This is a genomic window from Shinella sp. AETb1-6 (assembly GCF_009826875.1).
GTDB classification, from domain to species: domain Bacteria; phylum Pseudomonadota; class Alphaproteobacteria; order Rhizobiales; family Rhizobiaceae; genus Shinella; species Shinella sumterensis.
The window spans coordinates 87,520-103,315 of record NZ_WUMM01000012.1; the positions used below are offsets into that span (position 1 = coordinate 87,520).

A 15,796-nucleotide genomic window follows, 5' to 3' on the forward strand; every position below is an offset into this window, starting at 1 on the left:
AAAGCTGGACCATGGTGACTTATATTGAAGCGTCGGCGGCGCCGTTGAAGAACACGGGCGTCATCCGTCTTTACGATGCGGAGGCCTTCGAGGGCATGCGAAAGGCCTGTCAGCTGACGGCCCGCTGCCTGGACGAACTCTATCCGCTCGTGAAGCCCGGTGTCGCGACCGACGTGATCGACCGCTTCGTCTTCGAGTTCGGCATGGACAATGGCGCCCTGCCCGCCACGCTCAACTATCGCGGCTATACGAAATCGACCTGCACCTCGATCAACCATGTCGTCTGCCATGGGATCCCCAACGACAAGCCGCTGCGCGAAGGCGACGTCGTCAACATCGACGTCACCTACATTCTCGATGGCTGGCATGGCGATTCCAGCCGCATGTATCCCGTCGGCGAGATCAAGCGTGCCGCCGAGCGGCTGCTCGAAGTCACCCATGAATGCCTGATGCGCGGCATTGCCGCCGTCAAGCCCGGTGCGCGCACCGGCGCCATCGGCGAAGCCATCCAGGCCTATGCCGAGGCCGAGCGCTGCTCGGTAGTGCGCGATTTCTGCGGCCACGGCGTCGGCCGGCTGTTTCACGATGCGCCGAACATCCTCCATTACGGGCGGGCGAACGAAGGCCCGGAACTTCGCGAAGGCATGATCTTCACCATCGAACCGATGATCAATCTCGGCCGCCCGCATGTGAAGGTGCTTTCCGATGGTTGGACGGCCGTAACGCGTGATCGCTCGCTTTCGGCCCAGTACGAGCACACGGTCGGCGTCACCGCCGACGGATGTGAAATCTTCACGCTGTCGCCCGGCGGCCTCGATCGCCCCGGTTTGCCTACTTAAGGATCGCCATGAAGGGATCGCGCGGCCGTATCGACCAGCCCTCGTCCGCCGCCAAGGCGGACAACGCGCCGCCTGCCGGCGATCTTTTCCATGAAACCGACGAACGCGGATATTTTGCGGAGCGGCCGGCGCGGACCGCAGCTCCCATTGCCACGAGCGAACCTGAAGAGAAGCACTACCACGGGCACCGTGACCGTCTGCGTCTTCGTTTTCGTGAAAGCGGCGATACGGCGCTCGCCGACTATGAAATCCTCGAACTCCTTCTCTTTCGCCTCATTCCCCGCCGCGACACCAAGCCGATCGCCAAAGCGCTGCTCAGCAAATTCGGCACGCTTGCCGGGGTCTTCGGTGCGACACCAGCCCTGCTCCAGGAAGTCAGCGGCATCGGAGAAACCGTCGCGCTCGATATCAAGCTGATCGCCGCCGTCGCCCAGCGCACGCTGAAGAGCGAGATCCGGGACAAGACGGTGCTCGCCTCCTGGTCCTCGGTCATACAGTACTGTCATGCCGCCATGGCCCACGAGCCGCGCGAGCAGTTTCGCATCCTCTTTCTGGACAAGCGCAACACACTGATCGCCGACGAGGTGCAGGGCCGCGGCACGGTGGATCACACGCCCGTCTATCCCCGCGAGGTGGTGCGCCGCGCGCTTGAGCTCTCCGCCACCGCCATCATCCTGGTCCACAATCATCCGTCGGGAGACCCCACCCCGTCGCGGGCGGACATCGACATGACGAAGACGATCGTCGAAACCGCCCGCCCGCTCGGTATCACGGTGCATGACCATATCATCATCGGCAAGGACGGACATGTCAGCCTCAAGGGTTTGAGACTTATGTGAATTCCGAAATCGGACGATCGGTCTTTCATCCGATTGAAACGGTTTGCTGCCACATTCGGTTGACGAAATTGGATGGGCGAAGACAATTGCTGCGATGCAATATGATTCTTCCCGCACAGGACTGGGGCTATCTTACATGCAGGAATATGATCTCGTCGTCGTGGGCAGCGGCCCGGCCGGCCGCCGCGGCGCCATCCAGGCAGCCAAGCTCGGGCGCAAGGTTCTCGTCATCGAGCAGGGCAAACGCGTCGGCGGCGTGTCCGTCCACACCGGCACCATCCCCTCCAAAACCCTGCGCGAGACAGCACTGAACCTCTCGGGCTGGCGCGAGCGCGGCTTTTACGGCCGGGCCTACCGCGTGAAGCAGGAGATCAGCGCGGACGATCTGCGCCGCCGCCTGCTCATCACGCTCGACCACGAGGTCGAGGTCCTGGAGCACCAGTTCGCCCGCAACCGCGTGCAGCACATTCGCGGCAAGGCGACGTTCCTGACACCGGATACGATGGAGATCGCCAAGGACGACGGCGAGACCATCCATGTCCAGGGCAAGAGCATCATGCTCGCCGTCGGCACGAAGCCCTATCGCCCGGAAAGCATCCCTTTCGACGGCGTAAGCGTGCTCGACAGCGACGAACTGCTCGACATCCAGGAACTGCCGCGCTCGATGGCCGTGATCGGCGCGGGCGTCATCGGCATCGAGTACGCCACGATCTTTTCCGCGCTCGACACGCAGGTCACCGTCATCGACCCAAAGTCGACCATCCTCGATTTCATCGACAAGGAGATCATCGAGGAGTTCATCCACGACCTGCGCGACCGCAATATGAAGCTGATCCTCGGCCAGAAGGCCGACAAGGTGGAAAAGCTGCCCAACGGCAAATGCGAGATCACGCTGGACAACGGCCGCCGTGTCACCTGTGACATGGTTCTCTATGCGGCCGGCCGCGTCGGCGCGACGGATAGCCTGAACCTCGCCGCCGCCGGCCTTACCGCCGATTCGCGCGGCCGCCTCAGCGTCAACCCGGAAACCTTCCAGACCGATGTGCCGCACATCTACGCCGCCGGCGACGTGGTCGGCTTTCCCGCACTTGCCTCGACGTCGATGGAACAGGGCCGCATCGCCGCGCGCGTTGCCGTCGGCGCCATCGCCAAGGAGCCGCCGAAATACTTCCCCTACGGCATCTACGCCGTGCCGGAAATCTCTACCTGCGGGCTGACCGAGGAAGAGGTGAAGGAACGCGGCATTCCCTATGAATGCGGCATGGCGCGCTTCCGCGAGACCTCGCGTGGGCATATCATGGGCCTGAATTCCGGCCTGTTGAAGATGATCTTCTCGCTGAAGACCCGCCGCCTGCTCGGCGTGCACATCGTCGGCGAAGGCGCGACCGAGCTGGTCCATATCGGCCAGGCTGTGCTGAACCTGAAGGGCACGGTGGAATATTTCGTCGAAAACACCTTCAACTATCCCACGCTCGCCGAAGCCTACAAGATCGCCGGTCTGGACGCCTGGAACCGCATGGGGGACCTCTCGCAGGCAGGCTGATGCATGCATGTCGAAAAGCCCGGCGGGCACTCTCGCAATTGCCTGGAGAGGCGACGAAGATTGGGTGTGAGCGAGGTTGTCAGCCCCTATATTCGCGGCTATATCAACGCTTGCAAATCGTGTCTGAATGGCAACCGCACGGGCATCAACGCGCGTGGAATCGTCTTTGGAAACGAACCCATGTTCGTCTTCGAAATGGTCTCCTCGCCCTGCCCCGCAGTGAGCATTTCGGCGCAGTCTGTCGCTCCGGTTGTTGTTCCCCAATCAAACCGGTTCATGCATTTCCTCATGCTCGCCGGCGGATCGTTGCGCCGCGATGCGCGAATTCTGGAGCCATGTCGATGACCGCCAAGATCTATCGTCCCGCCAAGACCGCGATGCAGTCGGGCAAGGCCAAGACCCATCTCTGGGTTCTGGAGTTCGATGCGGAGAAGCCGCGGACGATCGATCCGATCATGGGCTACACCAGCTCGGGCGACATGTACCAGCAGGTCAAGCTGACCTTCGAAACCAGCGAGGAGGCGATCGCCTATGCCGAGCGCAACGGCATCGAATATCGCCTGATCGAGCCGAAGGAAGCGACCCGCAAGCGCGTCGCCTATCCCGACAATTTCCGCTTCAACCGCATGCAGCCCTGGACCCACTGAGGTCCCGACGGCCCCTTAGCTCAGCTGGATAGAGCATCTGCCTTCTAAGCAGAATGTCGCAGGTTCGAGCCCTGCAGGGGTCGCCACTCAAATCAACGTACTCAGCTTTACAAATTTCGTCTGCAAAGACGCCCGCACGGCAAAAGGCCGTGACGGGCTTCGCTTTTGCCTGGATGACGCATCTTAGCCGCGGCGATTGTCTTCTCCGCGCCTGGCTGCACCAACATCCTCATCACGGGACAAATTGGAACTTCTCCGACGGCCGCGGATTTCTCGCGCAAGGGAGAACAGACATGGATTACAGAACCTTCGACCCCAACACATCCGTGCCGGACGCGATCGTCGTCAAGCTTTACACGTCCGGTGACAAGATCAGGGGCTATGTGCGCAAGATCGCCGATCCCGCCGAGAACGACACGATATTTCCCGGCGAGGAAATGGAGCCGGCCAAGGCATTCCAGCTGGCCGCATCTCACAGCGAGGGCGAGGCGCCGATCTATGTGGAGCTCGTGGAGGGCGTGGAATGGGATCCGTCCTGGGGTAAAATCCTGCGGTAGCGCGGAGCCCCGGCCGGCAGACTCGCTCGGCGTCTGGAACATTCACGAGTCTCCGTCGTTCGGGCTGACTGAAAGACACCGAACGCAAAGCCAAGGCCGGAATGTACCGGTTCGTCGTCATCCTCTTCGGGATCGCCCTGCTTCTGGCCGGCTTCTACATCGTGTTCTGGACGCCAGGCGCCATGGAGCGACCTCCATTGCCGAACGCGATCAATCAATCTGAATGAGGACGACATGGATAAAGACGAGACACCTGTTGGTCTCGCACCGTCAGCGGTTTCCCCAAAAGAGAAGAGGCGCAAGCTCCAGATCGGCCGGGGCGCCATCATGGTGATCTGCGGCGTCGGCGTTGCAGCCTTCGTGCTCTACACCTTCACGGTGCTCTACGGAATTTTCACCGCAGCAAACTGAATTATATCTCTGAACACGGTGCCGTGATATTTCTTGCCTGAGGCCACGCCTCAGGCAGCCACCGCACGCGCCTCCCGTTGACGCGCCGGGCAAAGCTGCTACAAAGCCGCATCGCTTGGACGGGGAACGCCCCATGCAAGGATGGGTGGCCGAGCGGTTTAAGGCACCGGTCTTGAAAACCGGCGTAGGTGAGAGCCTACCGTGGGTTCGAATCCCACCCCATCCGCCATTTCTCGAAGACGTCCACTGTCGGCGAGCGAGGCGTTTCGCTGCTCGGCAGGACGATTTCGTGGCCACCCCTTGTTTTGGCCGCAATGGCCTCCTATATCTCCGTCATCGGCATTGCTGATGAGCGCTGGAACGCTTCTGCCGCTCGCGATGCCGCCATCGCCTGGTGCTTTTGACCACGGATGTACTGGCACTGGCGAAACAGGCGATGATGAGGAAGGTCGGTGCGATTTCGCCCCGGCCTTTTTTGTTGCCTGTATTTCATCGAATCTAAATATATGAATCGCTTCCGTCAGCTGCCGCTTCCTGTGTTCGGCGGCCCGCGCGCCCACACTCCGCCATGATCTTCGCCATGAGATGCGTCGCGACCGGGAACCAATGCGCCGGGCTCGCCATTATCGTGCCAGACAGAAGGAGTGCACAAATGAACAAGAAGCTTGGAACGGTTCTCGCCTTGACGCTCGCACAGGTCGTCGCCACCAGCGCCGGTGCAGCCGACATGGTCGGCCGTGACAATGCGCCGGTCTATGTCGACCGTGGCGCGCGTGACGGTGTGAAGATCGGCATGCTGACCTGCGATGTCGGCGGTGGTGTCGGTTATGTCATCGGCTCGGCCAAGAGCGTCGATTGCGTTTTCAAAGCCAGCAACGGCGAGCAGGACGTTTATTCGGGCGTGATCCGCAAGATGGGCGTCGACCTCGGCTTCACCACGCAGGGCCGCATCATCTGGGCCGTGTTCGCGCCGACCGCCGGCTACCATCAGGGTTCGCTCGGTGGCCTGTATCAGGGCGCAACGGCCGAGGCGACGGTCGGCGTGGGTGTCGGCACCAATATCCTGGTCGGCGGCACGTCGGGTTCGATTCAGCTGCAGACGATCAGCGTCAGCGGTCAGCTTGGTCTGAACCTCGCCGCGACCGGCACGTCCGTCACCTTGCAGCCGCAGGGCTGATAAGACCTTACGATCGGAACGGGCAATGTCGGTTGCCCGTTTCTTCCTTTGCACCATCTGCTAGGATGGTGCCGAGAGGATCCGTCATGAAACGCTTTGCCCTTCCCCTTCTCGCTATCCTGGCTCTGGCCGGTTGCACGACCGGCGGCATGACGCTGGAACCGATTCCGGGGAGCATCACCTATCACGCACAGCCACGCACCAAGCTGACGAAAGCCCCCGTCGGCAGCACGTTCGAACATCAGTTCATCGACGACCGCGGTCGCGAGGTGTTCGAGACCTATCGCATCGAGCCGGACCGGTCGCTGTCGATCGTCCGCCGTTATGTGCGCGTGGAGGTGTTCTGATGGACGGACAACGGGAGAATGCCATGCTGGAAAGCTCGGATATCGAACTCGAGGATGAGCGCCTGAAGCAGCTCGATATTCTCGCGGCAGAACGCAACCTGACGGCGCCCGAATTGATGGCGCATTACGAATCGGGCTCGTTCGGTTTCCATGAGGCGGTGCACACCACGTCGATCGTGCTCGATCTCGTCGACGAACAGTTGCTGCATCATCCCGCCATCGCCGGAAATCCGGAATGGTTCCGGATGGCGGCGCGTGCGAGCGAGGCATTGTTCAATCTCTACCAGTCGATGGGCGCCGCACAGCTTGCAAGCCGCAGCACGGACGAAGGCAAGCGGCCGGAAGAGCTCAACGCCAGCAACGACGATTGATACAACGTCGTAGAAAACGTTAAGCGGCCGGCGCTTCTGGCGACGACGCCGGCGTACCCGTGTCCGTCAATCACGTCACATCGCGCAGGGCCTGGACGACCCGCTCGCGACCCAGGCGAATGACATTCTCCATGGCGCTTCGTGCGCCCTCCTCGTCCCGCTTGTGGATTTCCTCGACAATACGGATGTGGTTGGCGGCGACATCGTTGATCTTGCTGCGATCCTCGGCCGGCGAGCTGAGCGTGAAGGCGCCGACGAGGCCGGCCTCGATGAGGCTGCCCAGCGTGCGCAGGAACGGATTGCCCGATGCTTCCAGAACGGACAGATGAAATTTCAGGTCCGCCATGGCCATCGAGCCGGCCGTGTGTTCGGGGTCGCCCATCGCCACGGCAAGCCGCATCATCTGGCTGATATCGGCCTCGGTGGCGTTGCGCGCCGCAAGGGCCGCCGCATGGGGCTCGAAACCGAGACGCACCTCGGAGAGGTGAGTCAGGAACTCCTCGTTGATACCCACGGCGAAATGCCAGGTGAGGATATCGCCGTCGAAGAGATTCCACTGGGTATTCGGCGTCACGCGGGTACCGATTCGCGCGCGTGGCACGACAAGTCCCTTTGCTGCCAGCGTCTTCATCGCTTCCCGCAAGACGGTTCGCGAAACCTTGAAGCGCGCCGCGAGATCCACGTCGCCCGGCAGGGTGCTGCCAACGGGGTACTCGCCAGCGATAATCGCCCGCCCGAGTTCGTTGACGACCTGCGCATGGCTGGTGCGCGTATTCGCCCCCGATATGGCGGCCTCCAGCAAACCCTTTTGCAAATGTCCCCTCCTGCGCCCCGCACGCGTCATCGGCCGCGAAACATCCCGATGGTATAGAACGCGGCGGCGATTTCGCAAAGCCCGATCCCGCCCCCGCAGGCGCCAACAAAAAACCCGGCGAGACGCCGGGTTTTCTGAAATGGATATGCGGTGCCGAGCCTTACTGGCTCTTGGCAGCCTTCTGGGCGTCTTCCAGCTTCTTGCGGGCTTCCTCGGCCTTCTTCTGCATTTCTTCCTGCAGCAGGCGCTGACGCTCTTCGAGCTGGGACTGTTCGATCGGCTCGCCATCGAACACGCCCGTGAAGCCTTCGAGCGAGATCTTGATCGGGTTCGGGGCGCGCTGGAAGTTGACCGAGGTCAGGACAAGCTCGCCGCCCTTCTTGAGGCTGGCCAGAACCTGATCCGTAAGCGGCACTTCGGCGACGCACTTGTCGGGCATGCAGATGGCGTAGTCGAGCTTCTGGGCCTTGCCGCCATCGACCTGCATCTGAACGCCGACAGGGATCAGGCGTGCGCTCGGAACCGAGACCTGCATGATCTTGCGGTTGGCCTTGCCGGCAACCGTGATAAGGCCGACCGCCGTGATGAGCTGGCCGCTGTTGGCGGTCAGCAGGTTCTGCACGATGCAGACGTCATTGTCTTCCTGCTTGGTGCAGACCTTGAACCAGCCCTTCGGCGGAGCGGCCTGCTGCTGGGCCAGCGACGCGGACGGAGCGGCAGCCATCGCAACGGACGCGGCGAAGGCAGAAAAGACGGTCCGCTTGATGAGATTCGATGTGAAGATCATACGATTTCGGTCTCCTGAAAATCCGGTGCCGGAGCGACTGCGCTCCTCCCGCAAGCCCCTCTCGGGCATTCGGTCAGCCGTGCGCTCTCCTGTCGGCGAAATGAGGCATTTACATGACCCGCTTCGGTGAACCCTGTTACATCGCGTCGCGCCGGATATCCAGTCTTTCCTTGCGAAAATCCCGCAAACCACGCCATTTCGCGCTGTCGCCATGCTGCTGCCGCGTGCGCAGGCAGTATAATAGGGAGAATCATGCTGACATCACGGGAGTCCTGCGTGCGCCTCATCCTCATTGCCCTTGCCGCCTGCACGATCGGCCTTTCCGCAACGCTCGTCGAGGCCGCGCCCGTGCATGCGATCGCAATGCATGGCGAACCTGCCCTGCCGGCGGATTACACGCACTTCCCTTACGTCAATCCTGCCGTCAAGAAGGGCGGGCGCATTGCCTATGGCGTCGTCGGGACCTTCGACAATCTCAATCCCTTCATACTCAAAAGCATGCGCACGACCGCACGCGGCATGTGGGATCCGGAATTCGGCAACCTCGTCTATGAACCGCTGATGCAGCGCTCCCGCGACGAGGCCTTCACCATGTATGGCCTGCTTGCCGAAACCGTGGTGATGGACGACGACCGGACCTTCATCCAGTTCAACCTCAACCCCAGGGCACGCTGGGCGGACGGCGAGAAGGTCACCGCGGAAGACGTGATCTTCAGCTTCGAACTGCTGCGCGACAAGGGCCGCACACCCTTCAACCGCAGGCTCGACGGTGTGGCGAAAATGGAGAAGGTCGGCGAAAACAGCGTGCGCTTCACCTTCAACGACAAGGCCGATCGCGAGACGCCGCTGCTGATCGCCGGCTATTCACCGATCCTGCCGAAACATGCCATCGACGTCGAGACCTTCGACCGCACGTCGCTGTCGTTCCCGCTCGGCTCCGGACCCTATAAAGTGAAGGCGATCCGGCCGGGCGAAAGGATCGTCTACGAACGGAATCCGGATTATTGGGCCAGGGATCTTCCCTCGAAGGTCGGCTTCGACAATTACGACGAAATTTCCGTCGAGTACTTCCTGCAGGACAATTCGCTGTTCGAGGCCTTCAAGAAGGGCGAAATCGACCTCTACCAGGAGGGAAGCCCGACGAAATGGGTGCGGAACTACGATTTTCCCGCCATTGCCTCCGGTGACATCGTGAAGGATGCGGTCACTCCCAAAACCCCATCGGGCATGTTCGGCTTCGTCTTCAACACCCGCCGGCCGGTCTTCCAGAACCGGGAACTGCGCAAGGCCCTGACGCTGGTCTTCGATTTCGAATGGGTCAACCGCAGCCTTTTCGAGAATGCCTACAAGCGCACGCAGAGCTTCTGGCAGAACTCCGAGCTCAGCTCCATGGGCGTGCCGGCGGATGCCCGTGAACGGGCCGTGGCCGGCGCGGCGCTCGAGCGGATCGAGCCGGATATCCTCGCCGGCACGCATCGCCTGCCCACCACGGATGGCTCGGGCCGGGATCGCAAGGTGCTGCGCTTGGCGATGGATTCGTTCATCAAGGCCGGCTACGCCATCAAGGGCGGCCAGATGATCGACGCGAACGGCAAGCCGCTCGCCTTTGAGATCATGACGCAGAACGCCGATCAGGAAAAGCTCGCGCTCGCCTATCAGCGTTTTCTTGCTGCGCTCGGGGTGAAGGTCGGCATCCGGACGGTGGATGATTCGCAGTATCAGAGCCGCAGCCAGACCTTCGACTACGACGTCATCATCAAGTCCTTCCCCTCCTCGCTTTCGCCCGGGCGCGACCAGATCAGCTACTGGAGCTCGACGATGAGCGACTTTCCCGGAAGCTCGAATTTCGCGGGCGTCGCCGATCTGGATGTCGACCGCTTCATCGATGCGATGCTGAACGCGCGCTCCGCCGAGGATTTCCGTTCGGCCGTGCGCCTGCACGACAGGATGCTGCTTTCCAACTACTATGTCGTGCCGCTCTACCATCTCGGCGAGCAGTGGGTTGCGCATTCCAAGCGTATCCAGCGCCCGGAAAAGACCCCGCTCTACGGCTTCCAGTTCCCCGCATGGTGGGACGCACGCGCACAATGAAGGGGTGATCCCCAGAATTAGGGTTCCCTCACGGTAACCTGTTGAAAGAAGCGGCGCGTGAGCCTATCTCGGCGCATGACCGGATCGTTCCGGCGTCTCGAAAGGAAAACCGGATGGAAGCCATTACAATCGATGTCGTCTCGGATGTCGTCTGCCCGTGGTGCTATCTCGGCAAGAAGCGGCTCGACCAGGCGATCGAGAACGTCAGGGACGAACTCGGCGTCGCCGTGACCTTCCGCCCCTATCAGCTCAATCCCGACCTTCCGCCGGAAGGCGCCGATCACAAGGCGCATCTTGCCGAAAAGCTCGGCGGCGCCGAGGCCGTCGAGCGGGCGCATGACACGCTGACGGAGCTTGGCCGGCAGGACGGTATCGCCTTCGATTTCCCGGCGGTGAAGATCAGCCCCAACACGCTCGATGCGCACCGCCTTCTGCGCTGGGCGATGATCGAGGGGCCGCAGGTGCAGAACCGTGTGGCGCTGGCCCTCTTCAAGGCCTATTTCGAGGAAGGCCGCGATGTCGGGGACCGCGCCGTGTTGCTCGATGTGGCCGAAGCTGCCGGCATGGACCGCGCGGTCGTGACGGCCCTGTTTTCCGCCGGTGCCGACGTCGATTCCGTCAAGGAGGAGATCGGCATGGCCCGCGACATGGGCGTCTCCGGCGTGCCCTGCTTCATCATCGACAACAAATACGCCGTGATGGGCGCGCAGTCCGTCGACGTGTTGACAAATGCCTTCCGCGAAATCGCGGCGATGAAGGCGCAGGAGCGTATCGGCAAGAATTGACGCGGCTCAGGCCAGCGCGGCGACCACGGAGGGGCGGACTTTGATGCGCTCCCACCAGGCGACCAGGCTCGGGAATTCCGCCAGCATGGCCGCGCCCTCCGGCGCCTGTTGGAACAGGTCGAAGATCGGCGCAGCGTGGAAATCGGCGAGACAAGGCGTGTCGCCCGCCAGCCAAAGCCGGTCTCCGACGAGATCTGTTAGAGCGATCAGGAAACGACGGGTTTTCGCCAGGCCGTCTGCGATTTTCGCCTCATCAGGGTGCTGGCCTTCGGGCGGCTCCACGCGCTGCACGTAGACGTCCCAGACCATCGGGCCATAGGCATAGTTGTCCAGCATGGCGATGATCTGGTTCATGCGCGCCCGTTCACGCGTTGCCTGCGGCTGGAGCGCGGGGCCATCGAAGCTCTCGTCGATATAGCGGGTGACGGCGGTGGTCTCGTAGAGATCGAAACCGCCATGGGAAAAAGCGGGGATGCGGCCGAAGGGATGGCGGGCGATATAATCCCCCGGCAGGCCTTCCTGCGCGAAGACATCGACCGGCACGAGCTCATAGGAGACGCCCTTCTCGGCCAGCACGATGCGCACGATCCTGACATAGACGCTGTAGCCCGCGCCGTAGACGACGACGCTATTGTCGATATCGGACATCATCTGCCTTCCTCTCCCGTTCGTCAGGCCGCACCCTGTTTGGCGAGGCCGGCCAATTGCGTCATGACCTGTGCGGCGCCCGTGAGGCGCCGTTCCGGAGTCGGATAATCGCGCGACAGGAAGAGGCTCTGGTCCGGCCTGATCTTCGCAAGCGTGCCCTGCTTGGCGATATAGCCGACAAGTGCCGCCGGGTTCGGGAACTCCTTGTTGCGGAACTGGACGACGACGCCCTTGGGACCGGCATCCAGCTTTTCGACATTCGCCACGCGGCACAGCGACTTGATGTAGACGATCTTCAGAAGGTGCTGGACCTCGATGGGCAGAGGACCGAAACGGTCGATCATTTCCGCACCGAAGGCATCGATATCGGCAAGCTCGGTGATCTCGCCGAGGCGACGATACAGGCCGAGGCGCAGATGCAGGTCCGGCACGTAATCGTCCGGGATCATGACGGGTGTGCCGACGGAGATCTGCGGTGACCAACCGCTGTCGGCAACCTCCTCGTCCCCCTTGATCTCTGCGACCGCCTCTTCGAGCATCTGCTGGTACAGCTCGAAGCCGACTTCCTTGATATGGCCGGACTGCTCCTCGCCGAGCAGGTTTCCGGCGCCACGGATGTCGAGGTCGTGGCTGGCCAGCTGGAAGCCTGCGCCGAGCGTATCCAGCGATTGCAGCACCTTGAGGCGGCGTTCCGCCGTGCCCGTCAGCGCGCGGTTGACCGGCAGCGTAAGCAGAGCGAAGGCGCGCACCTTGGAACGTCCGACGCGGCCGCGCAGCTGGTAGAGCTGGGCAAGGCCGAACATGTCGGCGCGATGGATGATCATCGTGTTCGCCGTCGGCACGTCGAGGCCCGACTCGACGATGGTCGTTGAGAGCAGGACGTCATAGCGGCCTTCGTAGAAGGCGTTCATGATGTCTTCGAGCTCGGTGGCCGGCATCTGGCCATGCGCGACCGCGACCTTCAGCTCCGGCACGTCCTGGCGCAGGAAATCATGGATCTCCGAAAGGTCGCTCAAGCGAGGGCAGACATAGAAGCTCTGACCGCCGCGGTAATGCTCACGCATCAGCGTTTCGCGGATGACGAGCGGATCGAAAGGCGAGATGAAGGTGCGCACGGCCATGCGGTCGACCGGCGGCGTGGTGATGAGCGAAAGCTCGCGAACACCCGTCATGGCGAGCTGCAGGGTGCGCGGGATCGGCGTGGCGGAGAGCGTCAGCACATGCACGTCGCTCTTCAGCTCCTTCAGCCGTTCCTTGTGCTTCACGCCGAAATGCTGCTCCTCGTCGATGATCAGCAGGCCGAGATTGGCGAACTTGATCGACGAGCCGAGCAGCGCATGGGTGCCGACGACGATATCCGTCTTGCCCTCGGCGAGTTCCTTCTTGGTCAGGGCCAGCTCCTTGGAACCGACGAGGCGCGAAGCTTGTTGCACGCGGATAGGCAGACCGCGGAAGCGATCGGAGAAGGTCTTGAAGTGCTGGCGGGCGAGCAGCGTCGTCGGCACGACGACGGCAACCTGCACACCGTTCATGGCCGCGATGAAGGCCGCGCGCAGCGCCACTTCGGTCTTGCCGAAACCGACATCGCCGCAGACGAGGCGATCCATGGGACGGCCGGCGCCCAGATCGTCGCGAACGGCATCGATGGCGTTCGCCTGATCGTCGGTCTCGTCATAGGGGAAGCGTGCGGCGAACTCGTCATAGACACCTTCGGGCGTGCTCAGCACCGGCGCATGGCGCACGAGGCGCGCGGCGGCGATCTGGATGAGCCCGCCGGCCATATCGAGCAGACGCTTCTTGAGCTTGGCCTTGCGCGCCTGCCAGGCGACACCGCCAAGCTTGTCGAGCAGCGCATCGGTACCCTCGCCGCCATAGCGCGACAGGAGATCGATGTTTTCGACGGGCAGGAAGAGTTTCGCGTCGTCGGCATAGACCAGTTCGAGACAGGCATGCGGCGCGCCGGCGGCCTCGATGGTGCGAAGACCCACGAACCGGCCGATGCCATGCTCGGCATGCACGACGATCGAGCCTTCGTCGAGGCCGGCAACCTCGGTGAGGAAATCCGCGCCGCGCTTGCGCCGCTTGGCGCGCCGCACCATGCGGTCGCCCAGAATATCCTGCTCGCCGATAACGACGATGTCGCCCGCTTCGAAGCCGCTTTCCAGGCTGAGAACGGCCGACGCCGCCTCGCCCGGCTTCAGCTTGCGCAGATCGGAAAACTTTTCGACCGGAACGACATTGCCAAGGCCGTGTTCGGCAAGGACCTGCAGCAGGCGGTCGAGCGAGCCTTCCGACCAGCCGGTGACCAGCACCTTGGCGCCGGACGCGCGCCTGTCGGCGATGTGTTTGACAGCCTGGTCGAAGACGTTGACGCGACCGCCGTCGGCATCCTCGCTGCCGGCCGGCCTTGCCCAGCGCTGGCCGGGCCGGGCCTCGATGGTCACGACCTGACGTGCCTCGCCTTCATGCTCGTTGAAGGGCGACAGACGAATGGCGGCGCGCTCGTCGAGTTCGCGGGCAAAGCGTTCGGCGTCGAGATAGAGCTGGCCCGGCGGCACCGGCTTGTAGGGCGTCGCCTGCGCCACCTGCCCCTTGCCGGGCGTGGCGGAGGCAAGGCGCGCATCGTAATAATCGCGCACGAGGCGCGAACGCTCGACGGCAGCCTCACGTACGGTGTGGTCCGTGACGATACGGAAGCCGGCGAGATAGTCGAAGGTGGTTTCCAGCTCGCCGTAGAACAGCGGCAGCCAGTGTTCCATGCCGGCATAACGCCGGCCCTCGGATACGGCCTGGTAGAGCGCGTCGTCGCGCGTGGCGGCACCGAAGGACGACAGGTACTGCTTGCGGAAATGCGAAATCGTCTCCGGCGTCAGCGTCACTTCGCTCATGGGATTGAGGTCGAGCGAGCGGGCCTGCCCCGTCGTGCGCTGGCTCGCCGGATCGAAGGAGCGGATGCTTTCGAGCGTATCGCCGAAGAAATCGAGGCGCACGGGTTCCGGGCTGCCGGGCACGAAAACGTCGAGGATGCCGCCGCGAACGGCGAATTCGCCCACCTCGCGCACGGTCGCGACACGGTCGAAACCGTTGCGCTCCAGCCGCGCGGCGATGTCGTCCATGCGGACCTGCTGACCGGGCTTGGCGGAGAAGGCGAGGCTTTCGATGATCGCGCGCGGCGCCGTCTTCTGCAACATGGCATTGACGGTGACGAGCACGATCGCCGCATGCGGCTTCTTCTGGTGGGCGATCAGCGCCGAAAGCGCCGAAAGGCGGCGGGCGGAAACATCCGCACTGGGCGAAACGCGGTCATAGGGCAGGCAGTCCCAGCCGGGCAGCGTGAGCACCGGAATGTCCGGCGCCGCAAACCCCAGCATCTGCTCCAGATCGGAAATGCGCTGGCCATCCGACAGCACATAGGCGAGCGGTCCGGACTTGCGCGCCAGATCGGCCAGAATCAGAGGCTCGACGCCCGATGGCACCGCGCCGATCGTCAGCGGCCTGTCGGCAGCCGCGATGCGTTCAGGAGAAAAGCCGGGGATCATGCGCGGTCGTCTTTGAAGAGCGGGGAAAAATCGGGGCGGTAGGCGGCGATCCGCGGAAAGAGGCCGTCGCGGAAGGCGTCGGGCACGGGTCTTTCGCCTGTGACCCACTTGATGAGGTCGTTGTCTTCTTCGGCCATGATGCGCTCCAGCTCATCCAGCTCGACATCGGACAGCGTCGCGATCTCCGCGTCGGCGAAAGCGCCGAGCACCAGATCCATTTCGCGGATACCGCGATGCCAGCAGCGGAAGAGGATGCGCTTGCGGCGCGGGTCGATATCGGCACTCGAGCGCGTCGTTCCCGTCATGATCGTCCTCGCCTTTCTGACATCGCAAAGAATTTCGCGCTTCTATAGACCGGCAAAAGCCGCTTGTCAGCCTTGCCAAAGACACCATCTCCGGCG

At 62.7% G+C, this 15,796-nt stretch carries 18 protein-coding genes and 2 tRNA genes; 15 read left to right on the plus strand and 5 right to left on the minus strand.

Annotation, left to right across the window (positions count from 1 at the left end; translation table 11 throughout):
- Positions 1-11: 11 nt before the first annotated feature.
- From map to GR158_RS19840, 13 genes are all read left to right on the plus strand, one after another.
- Positions 12-839, plus strand: a complete 828-nt coding sequence (gene map / locus GR158_RS19790) for a type I methionyl aminopeptidase (protein WP_134649175.1) — start codon at positions 12-14, stop codon at positions 837-839.
- A gap of 29 nt (positions 840-868) precedes the next feature.
- Positions 869-1,678 carry a DNA repair protein RadC gene (gene radC, locus GR158_RS19795; RefSeq protein ID WP_230640085.1) on the plus strand — a complete coding sequence of 270 codons (810 nt, stop codon included), beginning with the start codon at positions 869-871 and terminating at the stop codon, positions 1,676-1,678.
- Positions 1,679-1,814: 136 nt separating this feature from the next.
- Positions 1,815-3,221, plus strand: a complete 1,407-nt coding sequence (gene sthA / locus GR158_RS19800) for a Si-specific NAD(P)(+) transhydrogenase (protein WP_160872288.1) — start codon at positions 1,815-1,817, stop codon at positions 3,219-3,221.
- Between the two features lie 66 nt (positions 3,222-3,287).
- Positions 3,288-3,566 (plus strand): hypothetical protein, encoded by a 279-nt coding sequence (locus GR158_RS19805; protein ID WP_160872289.1) that lies wholly within the window; start codon positions 3,288-3,290, stop codon positions 3,564-3,566.
- A complete protein-coding gene (locus GR158_RS19810; protein WP_134649172.1) occupies positions 3,563-3,868 on the plus strand; it encodes an ETC complex I subunit in 306 nt (101 codons plus the stop codon). The genes GR158_RS19805 and GR158_RS19810 overlap by 4 nt, the downstream gene beginning before the upstream one ends.
- Before the next feature lie 9 nt (positions 3,869-3,877).
- A tRNA-Arg gene (locus GR158_RS19815) sits at positions 3,878-3,954 on the plus strand.
- Between the two features lie 207 nt (positions 3,955-4,161).
- Complete coding sequence (locus GR158_RS19820) at positions 4,162-4,425, plus strand: hypothetical protein (RefSeq protein ID WP_134649171.1); 264 nt, start codon at positions 4,162-4,164, stop codon at positions 4,423-4,425.
- A 101-nt stretch (positions 4,426-4,526) separates the two neighbouring features.
- Positions 4,527-4,652, plus strand: coding sequence for a hypothetical protein (locus tag GR158_RS25535; RefSeq protein WP_256365823.1), 126 nt, complete (start codon positions 4,527-4,529; stop codon positions 4,650-4,652).
- Between the two features lie 7 nt (positions 4,653-4,659).
- A complete protein-coding gene (locus GR158_RS25200; protein ID WP_202402369.1) occupies positions 4,660-4,836 on the plus strand; it encodes a hypothetical protein in 177 nt (58 codons plus the stop codon).
- A 139-nt stretch (positions 4,837-4,975) separates the two neighbouring features.
- A tRNA-Ser gene (locus tag GR158_RS19825) sits at positions 4,976-5,065 on the plus strand.
- Between the two features lie 423 nt (positions 5,066-5,488).
- Positions 5,489-6,013 (plus strand): DUF992 domain-containing protein, encoded by a 525-nt coding sequence (locus GR158_RS19830; RefSeq protein ID WP_134649170.1) that lies wholly within the window; start codon positions 5,489-5,491, stop codon positions 6,011-6,013.
- 86 nt (positions 6,014-6,099) lie between these two features.
- A complete protein-coding gene (locus GR158_RS19835) occupies positions 6,100-6,360 on the plus strand; it encodes a hypothetical protein (RefSeq protein ID WP_134649169.1) in 261 nt (86 codons plus the stop codon).
- Entirely contained in the window at positions 6,360-6,731 is a 372-nt protein-coding gene (locus tag GR158_RS19840) for a hypothetical protein (RefSeq protein ID WP_134649168.1), read from the plus strand. The genes GR158_RS19835 and GR158_RS19840 overlap by 1 nt, the downstream gene beginning before the upstream one ends.
- A 70-nt stretch (positions 6,732-6,801) precedes the next feature.
- On the opposite strand, the gene GR158_RS19845 is transcribed toward GR158_RS19840, so the two are convergent.
- Positions 6,802-7,545, minus strand: coding sequence for a FadR/GntR family transcriptional regulator (locus tag GR158_RS19845; protein WP_230640081.1), 744 nt, complete (start codon positions 7,543-7,545; stop codon positions 6,802-6,804).
- Between the two features lie 160 nt (positions 7,546-7,705).
- A complete protein-coding gene (locus tag GR158_RS19850; RefSeq protein WP_134649166.1) occupies positions 7,706-8,332 on the minus strand; it encodes an invasion associated locus B family protein in 627 nt (208 codons plus the stop codon).
- A gap of 285 nt (positions 8,333-8,617) precedes the next feature.
- On the opposite strand from GR158_RS19850, the gene GR158_RS19855 reads away from it, so the two are divergent.
- Both GR158_RS19855 and GR158_RS19860 read left to right on the plus strand, forming a co-directional pair.
- A complete protein-coding gene (locus GR158_RS19855) occupies positions 8,618-10,423 on the plus strand; it encodes an extracellular solute-binding protein (protein ID WP_371731767.1) in 1,806 nt (601 codons plus the stop codon).
- 113 nt (positions 10,424-10,536) lie between these two features.
- Positions 10,537-11,208: a DsbA family oxidoreductase gene (locus tag GR158_RS19860; protein ID WP_134649164.1), complete on the plus strand. Its 672-nt coding sequence runs from the start codon at positions 10,537-10,539 to the stop codon at positions 11,206-11,208.
- Positions 11,209-11,214: 6 nt separating this feature from the next.
- Here the strand turns inward: GR158_RS19860 and GR158_RS19865 are convergent, their stop codons facing one another.
- The 3 genes from GR158_RS19865 to GR158_RS19875 are packed head-to-tail and all read right to left on the minus strand — an operon-like array spanning position 11,215 to position 15,700.
- Positions 11,215-11,856: a glutathione S-transferase family protein gene (locus GR158_RS19865; protein WP_160872312.1), complete on the minus strand. Its 642-nt coding sequence runs from the start codon at positions 11,854-11,856 to the stop codon at positions 11,215-11,217.
- A gap of 23 nt (positions 11,857-11,879) precedes the next feature.
- A complete protein-coding gene (gene mfd / locus GR158_RS19870) occupies positions 11,880-15,395 on the minus strand; it encodes a transcription-repair coupling factor (protein WP_160872291.1) in 3,516 nt (1,171 codons plus the stop codon).
- Positions 15,392-15,700 carry a succinate dehydrogenase assembly factor 2 gene (locus tag GR158_RS19875; protein WP_134649161.1) on the minus strand — a complete coding sequence of 103 codons (309 nt, stop codon included), beginning with the start codon at positions 15,698-15,700 and terminating at the stop codon, positions 15,392-15,394. Before GR158_RS19875 ends, mfd begins: the two co-directional genes overlap by 4 nt.
- Between the last annotated feature and the right edge of the window lie 96 nt (positions 15,701-15,796).